This window comes from Sphingobacterium sp. UBA2610 (assembly GCF_002339225.1).
Lineage (GTDB): Bacteria > Bacteroidota > Bacteroidia > Sphingobacteriales > Sphingobacteriaceae > Sphingobacterium > Sphingobacterium multivorum.
Window position 1 is genome coordinate 84789 of record NZ_DDKA01000022.1, and the last position, 15884, is coordinate 100672.

15 protein-coding genes are annotated in these 15884 nt (G+C 36.2%); all 15 read left to right on the forward strand.

Features of this window, described 5'->3' with window-relative positions:
* Positions 1–2: 2 nt before the first annotated feature.
* From B4Z47_RS15615 to B4Z47_RS15685, 15 genes are read left to right on the forward strand one after another with little or no spacing between them, the layout of a single operon-like run.
* The gene (locus B4Z47_RS15615) at positions 3–1082 is read left to right on the forward strand and encodes a lipopolysaccharide biosynthesis protein (protein ID WP_286727547.1); all 1080 of its coding nucleotides are present in this window, start codon (positions 3–5) and stop codon (positions 1080–1082) included.
* Between the two features lie 14 nt (positions 1083–1096).
* A complete protein-coding gene (gene pseB / locus B4Z47_RS15620; RefSeq protein WP_286727548.1) occupies positions 1097–2125 on the forward strand; it encodes a UDP-N-acetylglucosamine 4,6-dehydratase (inverting) in 1029 nt (342 codons plus the stop codon).
* Between the two features lie 9 nt (positions 2126–2134).
* Positions 2135–3313 (forward strand): UDP-4-amino-4,6-dideoxy-N-acetyl-beta-L-altrosamine transaminase, encoded by a 1179-nt coding sequence (gene pseC, locus B4Z47_RS15625; RefSeq protein WP_286727549.1) that lies wholly within the window; start codon positions 2135–2137, stop codon positions 3311–3313.
* Positions 3303–4181 carry an aldo/keto reductase gene (locus B4Z47_RS15630; RefSeq protein WP_286727550.1) on the forward strand — a complete coding sequence of 293 codons (879 nt, stop codon included), beginning with the start codon at positions 3303–3305 and terminating at the stop codon, positions 4179–4181. Before pseC ends, B4Z47_RS15630 begins: the two co-directional genes overlap by 11 nt.
* A complete protein-coding gene (locus tag B4Z47_RS15635; RefSeq protein ID WP_286727551.1) occupies positions 4163–4912 on the forward strand; it encodes a glycosyltransferase family protein in 750 nt (249 codons plus the stop codon). The genes B4Z47_RS15630 and B4Z47_RS15635 overlap by 19 nt, the downstream gene beginning before the upstream one ends.
* Positions 4912–6222, forward strand: coding sequence for an aminotransferase class III-fold pyridoxal phosphate-dependent enzyme (locus B4Z47_RS15640; RefSeq protein ID WP_286727552.1), 1311 nt, complete (start codon positions 4912–4914; stop codon positions 6220–6222). The genes B4Z47_RS15635 and B4Z47_RS15640 overlap by 1 nt, the downstream gene beginning before the upstream one ends.
* Positions 6223–6236: 14 nt before the next feature.
* Positions 6237–7256, forward strand: a complete 1020-nt coding sequence (locus tag B4Z47_RS15645) for a GNAT family N-acetyltransferase (protein WP_286727553.1) — start codon at positions 6237–6239, stop codon at positions 7254–7256.
* Positions 7231–7911, forward strand: a complete 681-nt coding sequence (locus B4Z47_RS15650; RefSeq protein ID WP_286727554.1) for a formyltransferase family protein — start codon at positions 7231–7233, stop codon at positions 7909–7911. Before B4Z47_RS15645 ends, B4Z47_RS15650 begins: the two co-directional genes overlap by 26 nt.
* Complete coding sequence (locus tag B4Z47_RS15655) at positions 7889–8599, forward strand: PIG-L deacetylase family protein (protein WP_286727555.1); 711 nt, start codon at positions 7889–7891, stop codon at positions 8597–8599. The genes B4Z47_RS15650 and B4Z47_RS15655 overlap by 23 nt, the downstream gene beginning before the upstream one ends.
* A gap of 4 nt (positions 8600–8603) precedes the next feature.
* Positions 8604–9641: a pseudaminic acid synthase gene (gene pseI, locus B4Z47_RS15660; protein ID WP_286727556.1), complete on the forward strand. Its 1038-nt coding sequence runs from the start codon at positions 8604–8606 to the stop codon at positions 9639–9641.
* A 1-nt stretch (position 9642) separates the two neighbouring features.
* On the forward strand, positions 9643–10899 hold the full coding sequence (locus B4Z47_RS15665) for a hypothetical protein (protein WP_286727557.1): 1257 nt from the start codon (positions 9643–9645) through the stop codon (positions 10897–10899).
* Entirely contained in the window at positions 10896–12407 is a 1512-nt protein-coding gene (locus B4Z47_RS15670; RefSeq protein ID WP_349676663.1) for an oligosaccharide flippase family protein, read from the forward strand. Before B4Z47_RS15665 ends, B4Z47_RS15670 begins: the two co-directional genes overlap by 4 nt.
* 10 nt (positions 12408–12417) lie before the next feature.
* Positions 12418–13647 carry a glycosyltransferase family 4 protein gene (locus B4Z47_RS15675; protein WP_286727559.1) on the forward strand — a complete coding sequence of 410 codons (1230 nt, stop codon included), beginning with the start codon at positions 12418–12420 and terminating at the stop codon, positions 13645–13647.
* A 4-nt stretch (positions 13648–13651) separates the two neighbouring features.
* A complete protein-coding gene (locus B4Z47_RS15680) occupies positions 13652–14587 on the forward strand; it encodes an NAD-dependent epimerase/dehydratase family protein (protein WP_286727560.1) in 936 nt (311 codons plus the stop codon).
* On the forward strand, positions 14563–15369 hold the full coding sequence (locus B4Z47_RS15685) for a glycosyltransferase family A protein (RefSeq protein ID WP_286727561.1): 807 nt from the start codon (positions 14563–14565) through the stop codon (positions 15367–15369). Before B4Z47_RS15680 ends, B4Z47_RS15685 begins: the two co-directional genes overlap by 25 nt.
* The last annotated feature ends 515 nt before the right edge of the window (positions 15370–15884 follow it).

Consider the following 15884-nt stretch of genomic DNA (forward strand, 5'->3'; position numbering starts at 1 on the left):
AAATGAACCAAAAAGGTAATCATAGTGAAAGAGTAGCTTCTGACGAAATTTCAATTAAGGAGCTGGTTTTCAAGTTAAAGAAACCATTTAAATATCTAATATCTAAATGGTATATCTTGGTAATAACGGGGATCATTGGTGGGGCAGCTGGTTTTTTATTTGCTAAAAACAAAAAAACTACTTACACCGCGACAACCACATTCGTACTAGAGACTGGAGAACAAGGAGGTGGATTAGGACAATATGCCGGTGTTGCAGCGATGGTAGGGATAGACTTACAGGGTGGGGGAAACGGTATTTTTCAAGGAGACAATCTTTTGGAATTGTATAAATCCCAAAAAATGATTGAGGCTGCTTTACTTCAAAAAACAAGTACAGAATCTCACAAAACACTTCTGGATCAATACCTCAATCAGGAACATATTAAAGAAAATTGGATAAAAAATTCGCCCGATCTTCTAAAAATAAATTATAATAATATAACACAACCGGATAAACTATTACAAAGAAAAAGGGATAGCGTTGTTACTGCTATAGTATCCGATATTAAGCGGAATGCACTTGACGTTGGAAAGTTAGATAAGAAATTGTCTCTATTAAAAATTGCGGTAAGATCAGATGATGAATCTTTTGCGCAGGAATTGAATATCTCATTAGTCGACCAAGTGAATGATTTTTATGTCCGGACAAAAACCAAAAAGTCTCTTGAGACAGTTAAAATTTTACAGAATAAGGTAGATTCTGTTCGATCGGTGATGAACGGTGCAATTTCATCAGCTGCAATTACAGTCGACCAGACCCCCAACTTGAACCCCACTAGGCAGGCCCAGAGAACTGCTCCAGTTCAGCGATCTCAATTTTCTGCAGAGACAAATAAAGCCATCTTAGGCCAATTGGTTCAACATTTAGAAATGTCGAAAATGAATCTTTTAAAGGATTCTCCTCTGATTCAGATTGTGGATGAACCGAGATTGCCCTTAGAAAACGACAAGATATCTTCGCTTAAAGCTGCTGTAATAGCCTTTATTGTAGGCGCATTTATAGCAGGGTTAGCCCTTTTATTTAAAGGGATTATCAAATAACAGAATAATTCGTAATGAATGAAATAACCATGAATTTAGCAAATAAATCAGTACTAATTACAGGAGGAACTGGATCTCTTGGCAAAGCATTAACGAAACACATCTTGCAACAATATCCAGAAGTAAAAAGATTGGTGATTTTTTCCCGAGATGAGCAAAAGCAATTTCAAATGGCTCAAGAATTTCCAGAATCGCTATACCCGCAAGTACGTTTTTTTATAGGGGATGTGCGAGATAAAAGTAGACTTGTGCGTGCGATGAAAGGGATTAATTATGTAATACACGCAGCAGCAATGAAGCATGTGCACATTGCTGAATATAATCCAGATGAATGTGTCAAAACGAACATTCATGGTGCTCAAAATGTAATTGATGCCTGCCTGGAGACAGAAGTTGAGCGTGTAGTAGCGCTATCTACTGATAAAGCGTGTGCTCCTATTAACTTATATGGTGCAACAAAACTAGCTTCAGATAAATTATTTGTTGCTGCAAATAATATCAAAGGAAATAATCCAATCCGGTTTTCTGTGGTTAGATATGGTAACGTTATGGGGTCTAATGGTTCTGTAATTCCCTTTTTTATCAATAAGAAACAAGAAGGTATTTTGCCTATTACAGATGCAAATATGACGAGGTTTAATATATCACTTAGTGGTGGTGTCGATATGGTCATGCATGCACTTTTTACGGCATGGGGAGGAGAAATCTTTGTGCCTAAAATATCATCTTATAAGATTATGGACGTTGCTGAGGCAATAGGTCCGGAATGTGAGCATAAGGTGGTTGGCATTCGACCGGGGGAAAAGATACATGAAGAAATGATAACACCGTCTGACTCCTTTAATACCTATGATTTGGGTAAATACTATGTTATACTTCCTGCTGTTACAAATTGGAGTTTATCTAATTTTATTTCAACATTTAACGCTGAGAAAGTTGAACTGGGTTTTAAATATAATTCTGGTGAAAATACAGATTGGGAAACGGTTGATTCTTTGAGGAGTTTAATCGTTGAGCATGTGGATCCAAGTTTTACATTATAATATTTAATTATGGCGATACCATACGGAAAACAGCATATTACACAAGAAGATATCGAGGTTGTTATAGAAACTTTGCAATCTGATTTTTTGACGCAAGGACCAAAAATCCTAGAATTTGAAGAAGCTTTTGCAAAATATGTCGGTGCAAAGTATGCAGTTGCGGTAGCCAATGGAACTGCAGCTCTACATTTATGTGCTTTGGCTTTGGATGTTAAGGAAGGCCAAAAAGTGATCACTACGCCTATTACCTTTGCCGCCTCCGCGAATTGCATCCGTTATTGTGGCGGAGATGTTATTTTTGCTGATATAGATCCAAAAACCTATTTATTGGATATTAATTCCGTAAGGGAATTGCTTGAAGCCGCTCCAAGGGGTACGTATACTGGAATAATTCCTGTTGATTTTGCAGGCAGGCCAGTAGATTTAGAGGCATTTAGAATGCTAGCCGATGAGTTCGGTTTGTGGATTATTGAAGATGCCTGTCATGCTCCAGGGGGATATTTTATTGATTCTAAAGCTAATAAACAGCTTTGTGGCAATGGTGTTTTTGCCGATTTGGCAATCTTTTCATTTCATCCGGTCAAACACATTGCTTCGGGAGAGGGTGGAATGATAACAACTAACGATGAATCTTTATATCGTAGGTTACTTCAGTTGAGAACGCATGGAATCGTGAAAAACGATGATTCTTATCAGAATTCGATCGAATTCGCAGGCGGAAAAGATTCATACCCACAATGGTATATGGAAATGCAAATACTGGGTTATAATTATCGAATCACTGATTTTCAGGCGGCATTAGGTAATAGCCAGTTGAAACGAGCGGAGCAAGGACTTGAAAGGCGAAAGGAAATAGCCTCGATCTATAACAAGGCTTTTGCTACTAATCCGAATATTAAAGGGCAGTCCGGTGAAGTTGATGGACATGCGTATCATCTGTATGTTATTGAAGTCCCTAAAAGGAAAGAATTATACGATTATTTGCGTACCAACGATGTGTTTGCGCAGATTCATTATATTCCTTGTCATTTAATGCCGTATTATAGGCAGTTAGGCTGGAAAGAAGGTGATCGACCTAACGCTGAAAAGTATTACAAACAATGTATTAGCTTGCCAATGTATCCGACGTTAACACAAGAGGAACAGCAACTTGTTATTGATCTTATTGCAAAATTTTATGCTGAATAAGCTAATTTTAGGAACAGTTCAGCTTGGCTTACCATACGGTATTAACAATGTACATGGACAAATCACACTAGCTAATAGTTTGACATTGTTAGAGGAAGCATTCAAGTCAGGAATTACATTCTTGGATACGGCCGAAGCTTATGGTAATGCGCATGATATTATCGGGCTGTTCCACCGTAGAAATGCCGCTACACGTTTCAATATACTAACAAAGCTGCCGCATGAGTTTACGGAGCAAATTGACGAAAAAGTTGAAAGGTATCTTGATCAGTTAGAGGTCGATAGCCTGTATGGTTTTTCTTTTCATTCTTTTGCCTCTTATAATCGTAGGATAAAAGACGTTAGTAGACAGCTTCGTAAATTGAAAGAAAAGGGACAAATTAATAAGATAGGTGTTTCAGTTTATACAAATGAAGAAGCAATAAAATCGATTGAAGATCCTTTAATCGATTTCATCCAGATACCGTATAATCTTTTTGATAATTGCCATCTTCGAAATGAGGTTTTAGAAAAGGCCTCGAATTCGGATAAGGAGATCCATACGCGATCTTGTTTTCTACAAGGCCTGTTCTTTATGTCTCCCGAAAGTGATAATCCGGTTGCAGGAGTTTTAAAGGAGGAGTTGTCGTTTATTAATGATATTGCTGAGAGGTACAACATATCAATACAAGATTTGGCTCTCCATTATACTTTTAAAAACAGGATGATCAATAGCGTATTAATAGGGGTAGATAATTGGGAGCAGTTGCTGCAGAATATTGTAAGTTTACAACGAAGGGTCCCAAAAGAAGCGTTAATGGAGGTCGAACGAATTAAAATAAAAGATATAGATTTAATTAATCCTACATTATGGAACAAGCTAAAGTAGTATTGATTACGCAGGCTCGTACAGGTAGTACCAGGTTGCCAGGTAAAGTGCTGATGGAAATTGATCATGAGCCGCTGTTGATCATACATTTAAATAGGATAAGAAAGGCGCATAGAGTCGATAAAGTAATCGTTGCAACAACAGATAATACAGCGGATAATATAATAAGGGATATTTCCGAGCAAAATAATTTTTATTGCTTTGCTGGTTCTGAAAATGATGTTCTTGATCGCTTTTATCAAAGTGTTAAAAATGAAAGACCCACATGGGTCGTAAGGGTTACATCAGATTGCCCACTTATAGATCCAGATCTAATAGATGCAGTGATTTCTTGCGCATTAGTGAACGATGTTGACTATTGTTCGACTGGAATTATAGAAAATTTTCCCGATGGACAAGATGTTGAAGTCTTTAAATTTAGCGCCTTGGAACGCGCATGGGAGAAAGCGTCATTACTGTCTGAAAGAGAACATGTAACTCCTTATATTCGGAATTCTAAAAATGGATTTACATGTTTAGATTTCCCTTGTTCGGCAGATTATTCCAAAGTGCGCATGACTGTGGATGAACAGGTAGATTTTAAAGTAATTGAGCAGCTAATTTTAGCACTAGGGAAGAACGCTTCTTGGTTAGATTACACGAAATATTTATTAAATTCTAGTATTTCTGATCTAAACGCAGGGATTATTAGAAATGAAGGTTATCTCAAATCATTAAAAAACGATATATAATGGGAAAAGGACAAGAATTATATAAAAAGGCAAAAACTCTTATCCCTGGAGGAACAATGCTATTGTCAAAAAGGCCGGAAATGTTTTTACCTGACTTGTGGCCAGCGTATTATTCAAAATCCAAAGGTTGTCAAGTTTGGGACTTGGATGGTAATATGTTTTATGATATGTCAATGATGGGTGTTGGTACGAACACATTGGGATATGCTGACGAAAGAGTTGATTTTGCGGTTAGAGGTGTTATAGAAAATGGAAATATGACGACCTTAAATTGTCCTGAGGAAGTCTATCTGGCCGAAAAACTGATTGAGATTAATCCATGGGCTGATATGGTGCGTTTCGCGCGAAGTGGCGGCGAAGCGAATGCTATAGCAATTCGAATTGCGAGAGCTGCAAGTGGTAAAGACAACATTGCTATTTGTGGATACCATGGCTGGCATGATTGGTATTTATCCGTTAATTTAAATGATCAAGGGGAAGATTTATCAAATCATTTATTAGCTGGATTAGACGTGAATGGTGTGCCAAAACATCTTAAAAACTCGGTGTATCCGTTTATGTATAATGATTATAACGAGTTACTTCATCTTGTCGAGAAACATGATATCGGCGTGATAAAAATGGAAGTTCTTCGCAATTTTGGTCCCGAAGATAATTTCTTACAAAAAGTTAGAAACTTGGCCACGGAGAAAGGCATTGTACTAATTTTCGATGAATGTACTTCTGGTTTTAGGGAGACATATGGCGGAATCTTTAAAAAGTATGAAGTTGAGCCTGACCTTACCGTTTTTGGTAAAACCATTGCTAATGGTTATGCACTTACAGCTATTGTAGGAAAGAAAGATGTTATGGAAGCTGCCCAAACAACTTTCATAAGTAGTACATTTTGGACAGAGAGGATAGGCCCTACAGCAGCGCTCGCAGCGTTGAAAGCAATTGAGGAAGAAAAATCCTATGATCAAATCACAGCAATAGGGAAAAAAGTTAGGCTTGGATGGCAAAATCTTGCTAATCTACATAAATTAGAAATTAACATCAGCGGCATACCTGCTTTAAGTACATACTCTTTTAATAGTGAAAATGCCTTAATTTATAAGACTTTCATTAGTCAAGAGATGTTAAAAAAAGGATTTCTGGCGAGCACCAATTTTTATGCTTGTATTAAGCATACCGATGACATAATTGAGCGCTATTTTAATGAATTGAACTTGGTGTATGAAGCTATTGGAAATGTGGAGCGAGGAGTAAGGGACCTCAATACACTGCTCCAGGGCGCAGTATGTCACGGAGGGTTTAAGCGGTTAAATTAAAAATACGTTATGGTATGCATCGATATAAAATACTCTCACAACAAGTTTATAAACATGGGGACTATTCTATTGTTCCAATTCGGTATGAAGATCGTTTAGATATAATGCGATGGCGCAATGAGCAGATTTATCATCTGCGTCAAAGTAAGCCATTAACTAATGAGGATCAAGATAACTATTTTAAAAATACAGTTATAAATTTGTTTGATAAAGACTATCCTGATCAGATTTTATTTTCATATCTTTTTAAAAGTCGGTGTATAGGTTACGGAGGGCTCGTTCATATTAACTGGATCGATAAAAATGCAGAGATTTCGTTTGTGATGCAGACTGATCTTGAAATAAATGAATTTGAATTCCACTGGAAAATATATTTGGATTTAATACAAAAGGTTGCGTTTGATAACCTTAAATTACATAAGATATATACATATGCATTTGATTTAAGACCAGCGTTGTATTCAGCTGTGGAGCGTATGGGTTTCTTTAAGGAGGCTATTCTGAAAGAGCATTGTTTTTTTAATGGAAAATTTATCGATGTTGTTATTCATGCTAAGAAAAGGTCAGAATTGGCTACCTTACGACAGGCGTACCCTCAAGATATTGATCTACTTTTCAGATGGGCGAACGAAGATAGTGTGAGAAACAACTCTTTTGATTCGAAGCCTATAGTTTGGGAAAACCATGTAGCATGGTATAGATTGAAACTGCAAGACTTATCATCTAAAATTTTTATTTTGGTTGATCAGCAAGCAACTTCGGTAGGACAAATTCGGTTAGATAAAGTAGATGATTGCTGGGAGATCGATTATTCAATTGATGTAAACCACCGAGGAAAGGGTTATGGAAAGCTAATAGTTAGTTTAATCTTTGAAAAAGTTTCTCCAGGAAGCAAATTAAAGGCAGTTGTAAAGTCTACCAATAGCGCTTCTCTTTCAGTTTTCAGAAAATTGGGATTTGAAGAAAGCGTGACTCATGATGAAACATATATATTTAAAAAGAAAATCAATGGAGACATTTGTAGTTTTATCTGAAAAAAATTGGCATCAAGAACTATTTCTCAATCTAAAATCTAGCTTTCCTCAGTATCGCTGGATTTTGATTACGACAAAGGAACAGTTTTGTAAAGAGAATTTAGAGCAGATTAGGCCAAGTAAAGTATTTATACCTCATTGGTCACATATTATTCCCAGCGGAATTTTTGAGAAATTCGAATGTATTGTCTTTCATATGACCGACCTCCCTTTTGGTCGGGGAGGGAGTCCTCTTCAGAATCTAATTGTGAGAGGATTGAAAGAAACAAAGATTTCTGCTTTAAAAGTCCAGGAAGGGATTGATTCTGGTCCTATTTATTTAAAGTACCCTCTCCCTTTGTTTGGTACGGCTCAAGAGATTTTATTGAGAGCAAGCATAACAATACAGGGCATGATTGGCAAAATTATAACTGAAAATCCTGTACCGAAACAACAAGAAGGTACCATAACGAAGTTTACGAGAAGAAAGCCTTCGGAAAGTGATATCAGTCAATTGGAGGAACTTGAAGACGTATATGATTATATAAGGATGTTAGATGCGGAAGGTTATCCCCAAGCGTTTGTTGAGCTTGAGAATTATAGACTAGAATTTTCGCGAGTAAAAAGAGAATCGAATAAAATACTTTTAGCTGATGTTAGAATCATTAAGAAATAAAAAGATCCTTATTGTTGTTGCTCACCCAGATGATGAATTACTTGGTCTGGGGGCTACAATGAATAAGTTGATAAACGAATATAATGTAGTTACCCGGGTGGTGATCTTAGGTGAAGGGTTAACTTCTCGTGCAGATTCTAGGGATCTGCAACTGTGGAAGGAAGAGTTAGAAATTCATCGGAAAAACATAAAAAACGCTCAAGATGCTATTGGGTATCACTCAGTTGGTATCTATGATTTCCCTGATAATAGGTTCGACTCAGTAAACTTATTAGATATTATTAAAGTTATAGAAGCGGAAAAAGAAGAGTTTAAAGCAGAGGTAATTTTTACGCATCATGGCGGAGATGTTAATATTGATCATCAGCGGACTTTTGAAGCTGTTATAACCTCTTGCAGGCCGATGGAAGATGAAAGAGTAAAGACAATAATTTGCTTTGAAACGGCGTCCGGTACAGAATGGAGAGCAAATTCTGACCCCCGGCATTTTCTACCCAATTTGTTTGTCGCTGTAAGTGCTGAGCATATAAAAGCAAAAATAAATGGAATGGAGGCATATGTTTTTGAATCGAGACCTTTCCCTCATCCAAGATCTCCTCAAGCGTTAACAATACAAGCCCAACGATGGGGTATTGCAGTTGGATGTGAACATGCGGAGGCATTTCAAATTATAAGGACAATATGTTAAAAATATGAAAATAGGCAATTTTGAAATAAACAATTCTTCTTCTGTTTTTATTATAGCGGAACTTTCTGCAAATCATAATGGAAAATTGGAAACTGCTTTAGAGACCGTACGGGCCGCAAAGAGAGCCGGAGCAAATTGTATTAAACTGCAAACTTATACTGCAGATACTATGACTATTCCATGTTCTAAAGATGATTTTTTAATAAAGGGAACTATTTGGGAGGGACGCAATTTACACGATCTTTACAAAGAAGCATATACACCGTGGGAATGGCATAAAGAGATTTTTGATCTTGCCGAAAAAGAAGGACTTATTTGTTTTTCATCACCTTTCGATCCGACATCAGTTGATTTTTTGGAATCTTTAGATACACCCGCTTATAAAATCGCATCATTTGAGATAACAGATATCCCGTTGATAGAGCTGATTGCTTCGAAAGGAAAGCCGGTCATTATTTCTACAGGGATTGCTTCAAAAGAAGACATTGAACTAGCCTTGGATGCATGTTATCGTATGGGTAATACCGATATTGCCTTGCTAAAATGCACATCTTCTTATCCCGCTCCTATTGAGGAAGCGAATATGGTAATGATCAAGGATTTTGCTGATAGATTCGGTGTGATTACGGGGTTGTCGGATCATACAATGGGGGCTACAGTACCAATTGTTGCGACTTGCTTTGGCGCCAAAATTATTGAAAAGCATTTCATTCTTGACCGTTCAATAGGTGGACCTGACGCGTCATTTTCAATGAACGAGCAGGAGTTCACCGATATGGTAAAAGCTGTACGCGAGGCAGAATCAGCAATAGGGAAAGTGACTTACGACTTGACAGATAAACAAATTAAAGGCAAAGATTTTTCACGGTCGTTATATTTCGTAGAAAACGTAGCTGAGGGAGATTTGATCACAACGGAAAATGTGAGGTCCATTCGTCCTGGATTTGGATTACATCCGAAATATTTATCAGCAATATTGGGGAAACATGTGAATAAGGCTCTCGAAAAGGGAACGAGGGTTAGTTTTGATGATATTTATTAAAATGCAAAAAGGTAATCATTATTTGAATTCGATTTCTACTGAACTCGCTGAACAGGAACTCTACGACATATTTTTATATGAGAGTAATGGGATTCTTTACAATTATGGCGACCATCAGAAGGGAAACGTTTATAGCCGATTTAATTTGCTGAAAAGTCTTGCTACCCGATGGATTCTGAAGATCAAATCAGTGGTTTCAGGGACTTTAATGACGGAACCTACGGATTTAATTATTAGTAATGCATATGTGACGGTGCCCCTCGGAGCTAGGATAGTGGCCCCACCGTGGTCTGCGTCGTTCAGAAACAACGTTTATCCTGGAAATGTTTATAAAACGATTAATGCAATTAATAAAGTCCGTAATGAGCGGAGCTTAAGGGCAATTTATAGTAAAGAATTTCATAATCTTATCAAAGCGTATAAGCGGTGTATTGAAGAGTTTGTAAAAAAAAATAAGCTAAAGGCTGCATTTTTTCCAAATGATCTATCATTTTATGAAAATTTGACGATTCATACACTTAATGAAATCGGCATTCCCACGTTTGTGTATTTGCATGGCTTACCTGCGCGATATAATTGTATTGACGATAATCGCGCAAAATATCTGGTTGTTTGGGGAGAAGGTATCAAGAAAAATTATGTAGATGTGGGTGTAGATCCGAATAAAATTTTAACATTACAGCATCCCGTTTATCACAATTTTCAGTTCACATCCTTGCGATCATCCTTGGACAACATTTTGGTATTGACGAAAGCAATCAACGGTACACCCAGTTCCTCAGATTTCCTCAATTTGCCGAATCGTTCGGTATCGTTAACTTATCTTGAAAAAATTAAAAGTATATTGCGGAAAATTGGTGTAAAGAAAGCTAATTTAAGATTACATCCTTCCGAGAATGCTGATTTTTACAGCAGGAATTTAATTGACGATTTTTTTACCATAAGTGAAGATTCTAAAGAGGATTGCCTCAAAAATGCATCTTTAGTGGTTGGCCCGACATCTACGATGGTATTGGATGCGATACTTGCAAATGTAAACTATATCTTATTTGATCCAGTTGAAAACGACCTGACATTCGAAGGTTTAAAACTCGTCTCACCTTTTGACGGGAAGTCTTTTATTAAACTTACAGTCACTGAAGCTGATTTTGTAGCAAATTTTACTCATCCTTTGGATAATATAAATAAAGATCTTTTAAACGATTATTTCGAAACGACTTGTGAAGATCAGGGACTTATTAACCTGGTAGGGGCATGAAAGGGATATTAAAAATCTATTTTTGGCAGATCCTCTCCTTGGTGTCGGGATTTGCCACGATGTTTATCGTTACCCCATATCTCTCGTCAAACCAGAGTTACTTCGGTATTTATAGTTTCGTTATCTCTTTAAATTTATTTTTGTCATATGCGGATTTTGGTTTTTTATCAGCGGGCATAAAATATGCGGCCGAAGCATTTATTCAAAAAGATAAAGAACAGGAATATAAAATTTTAGGCTTTGTCTTATTCATTATGTTCACCATGTTTGCTCTTTTTGCGGTAATGATTTTCTATGGTTACCTAAACCCATCAATCGCCCTTAAGGGGATAGAATCGGCAGATGAGCTTCAAGTGGCAAAAGATCTTTTGTTGATATTTTTGGCCTCTTTGCCGATTACTCTTTTGCATCGAATCATCCAGCTTATTTTTAATATCAGGCTCGAAGATTTTAAATACCAGCGCCTTTATGCCATCGTTAATTTAGTAAAAATAGGAATAGCTGTAATTTTATTTCATTTTTTTGAATATCCCATTGTTACATATTATTTTATTTTTCAGTTGTTAAATCTCGTTGTCGTTCTCATTGGATTTCTTATAGCAAAAAAAGATTACGACTATAATTTTAGGCTTTTCTTTAAATATTGCAAATTCAATAAGGTGATTTATAGTAAGATTAAGGGACTAGCCTATGGTAGCCTGATACTGACCATTTCATGGGTTTTATATTATGAAATAGATAGCATCGTTATCGCAAAAATAGCAAGTTTGAAGGACGTTGCGCTATTCAGTGTATGTCTGAGCTTGATGACCTTTGCCAGGTCACTTTTCGGGATTTTATATAATCCTTTTTCTGTTAAATTTAATCACTATATTGGTTTAGGATCGACAGATAAACTAAACGCAGCTTATCGCACTGTCATTTTATTTGGTGTCCCTTTGTCTATTTTTGCAACGCTAATTGTGGTATTCTCAATGGACAAGTTAATTCTCCTTTGGGTTGGTAGCCAATACGAACCAGCTATTTCGATCATCAAGATAATGTTTTTGATATATTTATTTAATTTTGTTACTTCTCCGGGAGGAATAGCGGTAGTAGCTAAAAATAAATTAAAAGAAATGTACTTTGTTAGTCTATTCTTGCCGCTAATCTATTGGGTCGGAGTAGTTTTCAGCTTCAACCGGCTTGGGATACTTTCCTTTGCTATTTTCAAACTTGTAGCATTTGCCTTGTATGCTATTTTTTATTTATATTTTAGTAGCAGATATATGGCCGTTGACTGGAAAGATTTTGTATCCAAAAATGCTATTGGAATTTTATTGGGAGTAGTTATCATAGGGGTAATATCGTTAACCATTGGTCCGCTTTTGCCTGTAAAGAAAAGTGTGGGTCACCTGCTAATTTATTTTTCATATGTTGGGGGGCTTTTTACGCTCACCTGTTTGGCTTTTTTTGCTTTTAGTAAAGATTTTAGAAATTCACTCACCAGTCTGTTGGCGAGAAGATAGTTTTTTGATTATGGGAAAGAGATTATTGGTATATAGTGATTGTTATATCTATGGAGGTAGTGAAAGGTTAATGTCCTTTTTAGTTCAGAATTCAGTTCTTTCAAAAAACTATGAAATTACTTTTGCATATAGGGCCCACAAACAATATTCATCTGCCATGGAATCGGATTTTGGTTCTTTTAAAGGAAAAATTATCCCTTTGAAATTGGTTTCCAATGATACTATTAACCACAATATCACAAAGAAAACTAACACTTTCCTTGCAATTTTAATAAAGATAGTATTAACCTCATTTTATTATTCTGGTTTCTATTTTCTTTTTAATAGTATCAAGTTTATACAGTTGCTGCGCCATAGTAAACCAGATATATTACACATCAATAATGGTGGGTATCCTGCGGCGAGGACCTGTTCGCAATTGGCTATCGTAGCTAAACTTTTTGGTATTAAAAATATTGTTTACCAGGTTAATAATCAGGCTAGAAGGCCGAAGTTTTTTGGGCACCTCATTAATCCTATTGTCAATCTCTGCGTAGACAATTTTGTGACGGCCTCTAATTTAGCAAAAGCTAATCTGTCCGAAAATGCAGGTTTCGACCGTGATAAAATCGTGTTGGTAAAAAATGTTGTAAGAGCTAAACCTATCACGTCGACTCGTGATTCGCTATTGCAAGCATATAATCTGCCACAGAATCTTGTGATTCTAGTTCAGGTTGCATTTTTGACGAAAAGAAAGGGACAGATAAATGCGATAAAGGCATTAGATCGATTAAAAGACAACAGCGACGGTAAAAGATTTGTACTATTTTTAATTGGAGATGGCGAGGATAGAGCGGATCTCGGGAGGGCTGTGCATGCCATGGGACTTCATGATGATGTGTTTTTTCTAGGAAACCGAAATGATTATCATGAGTTTCTTGCAATAGCAGATTTTGTTTTAATGCCTTCCATTCAGGATGAAGATATGCCCTTGGTCGTCATAGAAGCAATGCTATTAAACAAAATCATTATTGCAAGTAATTTTGCAGGTATAGGAGAGGTGATTGAAGACCAGTATTCGGGCATTCTATTGGAGCCCAGTTCTCCCGATCTTGATAGCGAAATTGCTGACAGTATTAGGGAATTAGTTAGTGATGATGTGAAAAGGGAAAATATTATTAAAAATGTAACCGTTGCTGCTACGCAATTTTCAGAAGAAAATTATGGTAGACTACTACTAAATATTTATAATATAAGATAGTTGTATGATGATAAATAAAGTTCTTGTAATAGGAGGGGATGGCTTTATTGGCAGAAATTTAATTGATTATTTCGCCTACAGCGGTATTGAAGTTCCATCCGAAATTGTTGTATTGAGCCGTAAATTGGGTAAACAACGACCATTTTCAGAACGTGTGAAATACTTTGAGGGTGACTTTTCTGATTTAAACACTTTAATTTCGATATTCTCGAAGTTTCAATTTGACGCGGTATTTCATTTTGCAAATACAACAGTACCATCTGCAGCCCAAGACACAAATGTTCAGGACATTTACGAAAATGTTGTACCGTCGATACAGTTGATGGATGTGATGAAGCAATATCATTGCAATATGCTTTTGTATTTATCCTCTGGAGGAGCGGTGTATGGCAACTCGAAGGAAATTTTAAACGAAGAACATGTATGCCATCCCATTAGTTCTTATGGAATAGCTAAACTTACGGTCGAGAATTATATCCAACTCTACCATAGGCTCTTTGGCCTCGATTATCTGATTTTGCGTTTGTCAAACCCCTTCGGTAAATATCATACTTCATCAAAGCAAGGAATTGTTAATATTGCGATTCGAAATGCGTTGAAAGGAATCCCTATAAGTATTTGGGGCAACGGGGACCAAACTAAGGATTACATTTTTGTAGAAGATATTGCTAAAGTGATTTCGGAATTATTTTATAAAGGGGTCAAAAATGAAATTTTTAACATTGGGGCGGGGCAATCTGTCAGCCTGAATGAAATTTTAAAAAAGATTAGCACTATAATTCCAAATGTCAAAATCTGTTATCAGGAATCCAAGGTTACGGATGTTGGTTTTTTTCATTTGGACATAACAAAATTAAAAAGTTTTATTGGTTTCGAACCACTTGATTTAGATTCAGGTATCATAAAAACAATCGAATGGGAACACAGGCAGATGAAATAAAAGGACTGGTATCGGTCATTGTAGTTACTTACCAAAGACTGAATTATTTAAAAGAGACACTTCAGTCTGTTTTGAGCCAAAATTTTAATAATATTGAGGTTGTGGTGGCATCAGATGGATATGAATCTGATGTGGAGCAGCATGTCAATGAGTTGAAAGAAATTGGATATTCGATATCCTATTGCTTTACCGAGCATTGTGGATATCCTGCTAAACCCAGAAACTTAGCATTAAGTAAATGTAACGGCGAATATATTGCTTTTTGTGATGATGACGATTTATGGGAAAAAGATAAGATAAAGAAACAATTTGTGTTTTTGGAAGAACACCCAGAATACATCCTATGTGCAACAAATCGTCGGACTATCGATTCAAACAATAAGCCATTGAATGAAAGGAACCTAAAATGGTTACCGAAGAAAAATTTTAATACAATGATTTTTCTTACGAATTATATCACATATTCGTCTGTCATGGCGCGCAAAAAAAATATTATCCAAGCAAAGGCGTTCAAAGATGATCATCGATTTAGAGCGGTAGAAGATTATCATTTATGGTTAAAACTAAGTCAGATGGGCAAGTTTGGCGTATTGCAGTCAGTGGAGACATATTACCGTGTTCATGCCTCCAATATTTCCAAGTCCTTATTGGAAGGTAACAAAAAGTTGCTTCTGGTTTTTAAAGATGCATTTCCTACATTAAGTATTTCAGTATGGTGGAAAAATTTAGCTTATTTACTCGTGTATTTTAAAATAGTATGTTACAAAGTTTTCATTAGATGAGACAGATTCACTTAATAAGAGCCTTTATTATTCTGATATTCTTGGTAGTCATTACAAATGGCCCAATGTTATCGGACGTATTACTTCCTAAAGTCACACGTTATTTACCGATTTTAGGGGTGTTAGGCTGTTATTTTATGATTGAATTAAATAACAAGAAGACAAATACTAGCGTCTTCTTATTTGCAGGCTTGAGTGTTTGTCTACTGGCAATCTGGGCCATTCTAGGTTCTTATATTTTTTCTAATGCTTTTTTGTTACTTTTTTCAGTTTTTATAATCGTGGCTTTAAGAACGATTGAACTGTCGGACAGTGATTCTATATTTATTTTCAAAATTTGGGATACTTTCGTAAAAGTTGCGCTATTTTCAACCTGTTTTTCCTTTTTGGTGTTTAATTTTTTAGGAAGAATAGGGTACCCTGCAATAACCTTGGGTAATTATTCTGAATTTAACACTTTTTTTAACCCTTTATTGGGCGTTATATCGGAAAGAGACTTGTTAATATTCAAACTC

Coding starts and splice junctions, on each gene's coding strand:
- B4Z47_RS15645 (WP_286727553.1), top strand. CDS start 6,237: ATGCATCGATATAAAATACTCTCACAACAAGTTTATAAACATGGGGAC.
- B4Z47_RS15665 (WP_286727557.1), top strand. CDS start 9,643: ATGCAAAAAGGTAATCATTATTTGAATTCGATTTCTACTGAACTCGCT.
- B4Z47_RS15670 (WP_349676663.1), top strand. CDS start 10,896: ATGAAAGGGATATTAAAAATCTATTTTTGGCAGATCCTCTCCTTGGTG.
- pseC (WP_286727549.1), top strand. CDS start 2,135: ATGGCGATACCATACGGAAAACAGCATATTACACAAGAAGATATCGAG.
- B4Z47_RS15650 (WP_286727554.1), top strand. CDS start 7,231: ATGGAGACATTTGTAGTTTTATCTGAAAAAAATTGGCATCAAGAACTA.
- B4Z47_RS15655 (WP_286727555.1), top strand. CDS start 7,889: ATGTTAGAATCATTAAGAAATAAAAAGATCCTTATTGTTGTTGCTCAC.
- B4Z47_RS15685 (WP_286727561.1), top strand. CDS start 14,563: ATGGGAACACAGGCAGATGAAATAAAAGGACTGGTATCGGTCATTGTA.
- B4Z47_RS15640 (WP_286727552.1), top strand. CDS start 4,912: ATGGGAAAAGGACAAGAATTATATAAAAAGGCAAAAACTCTTATCCCT.
- B4Z47_RS15615 (WP_286727547.1), top strand. CDS start 3: ATGAACCAAAAAGGTAATCATAGTGAAAGAGTAGCTTCTGACGAAATT.
- B4Z47_RS15635 (WP_286727551.1), top strand. CDS start 4,163: ATGGAACAAGCTAAAGTAGTATTGATTACGCAGGCTCGTACAGGTAGT.
- pseI (WP_286727556.1), top strand. CDS start 8,604: ATGAAAATAGGCAATTTTGAAATAAACAATTCTTCTTCTGTTTTTATT.
- B4Z47_RS15675 (WP_286727559.1), top strand. CDS start 12,418: ATGGGAAAGAGATTATTGGTATATAGTGATTGTTATATCTATGGAGGT.
- pseB (WP_286727548.1), top strand. CDS start 1,097: ATGAATGAAATAACCATGAATTTAGCAAATAAATCAGTACTAATTACA.
- B4Z47_RS15680 (WP_286727560.1), top strand. CDS start 13,652: ATGATGATAAATAAAGTTCTTGTAATAGGAGGGGATGGCTTTATTGGC.
- B4Z47_RS15630 (WP_286727550.1), top strand. CDS start 3,303: ATGCTGAATAAGCTAATTTTAGGAACAGTTCAGCTTGGCTTACCATAC.